The sequence below is a fragment of the Vibrio sp. 1457 genome (assembly GCF_033340195.1).
GTDB classification, from domain to species: Bacteria; Pseudomonadota; Gammaproteobacteria; order Enterobacterales; family Vibrionaceae; genus Vibrio; species Vibrio alginolyticus.
In genome coordinates, this window is record NZ_JAWOWA010000132.1 from 1 (window position 1) to 1,087 (window position 1,087).

General features: G+C 63.7%; 1 protein-coding gene. It reads left to right on the top strand.

Annotated elements, in window-relative coordinates:
- A partial coding sequence (tet, locus tag R7Z41_RS24285) for a Tet(A)/Tet(B)/Tet(C) family tetracycline efflux MFS transporter (protein WP_318141676.1) occupies positions 1-1,087 on the top strand: 1,087 nt, incomplete at both ends.

Genomic DNA, 1,087 nt, shown 5'->3' on the forward strand with positions numbered 1-1,087 from the left:
CGGCCTGATTATGCCGGTGCTGCCGGGCCTCCTGCGCGATCTGGTTCACTCGAACGACGTCACCGCCCACTATGGCATTCTGCTGGCGCTGTATGCGTTGATGCAATTTGCCTGCGCACCTGTGCTGGGCGCGCTGTCGGATCGTTTCGGGCGGCGGCCGGTCTTGCTCGTCTCGCTGGCCGGCGCTGCTGTCGACTACGCCATCATGGCGACGGCGCCTTTCCTTTGGGTTCTCTATATCGGGCGGATCGTGGCCGGCATCACCGGGGCGACTGGGGCGGTAGCCGGCGCTTATATTGCCGATATCACTGATGGCGATGAGCGCGCGCGGCACTTCGGCTTCATGAGCGCCTGTTTCGGGTTCGGGATGGTCGCGGGACCTGTGCTCGGTGGGCTGATGGGCGGTTTCTCCCCCCACGCTCCGTTCTTCGCCGCGGCAGCCTTGAACGGCCTCAATTTCCTGACGGGCTGTTTCCTTTTGCCGGAGTCGCACAAAGGCGAACGCCGGCCGTTACGCCGGGAGGCTCTCAACCCGCTCGCTTCGTTCCGGTGGGCCCGGGGCATGACCGTCGTCGCCGCCCTGATGGCGGTCTTCTTCATCATGCAACTTGTCGGACAGGTGCCGGCCGCGCTTTGGGTCATTTTCGGCGAGGATCGCTTTCACTGGGACGCGACCACGATCGGCATTTCGCTTGCCGCATTTGGCATTCTGCATTCACTCGCCCAGGCAATGATCACCGGCCCTGTAGCCGCCCGGCTCGGCGAAAGGCGGGCACTCATGCTCGGAATGATTGCCGACGGCACAGGCTACATCCTGCTTGCCTTCGCGACACGGGGATGGATGGCGTTCCCGATCATGGTCCTGCTTGCTTCGGGTGGCATCGGAATGCCGGCGCTGCAAGCAATGTTGTCCAGGCAGGTGGATGAGGAACGTCAGGGGCAGCTGCAAGGCTCACTGGCGGCGCTCACCAGCCTGACCTCGATCGTCGGACCCCTCCTCTTCACGGCGATCTATGCGGCTTCTATAACAACGTGGAACGGGTGGGCATGGATTGCAGGCGCTGCCCTCTACTTGCTCTGCCTGCCG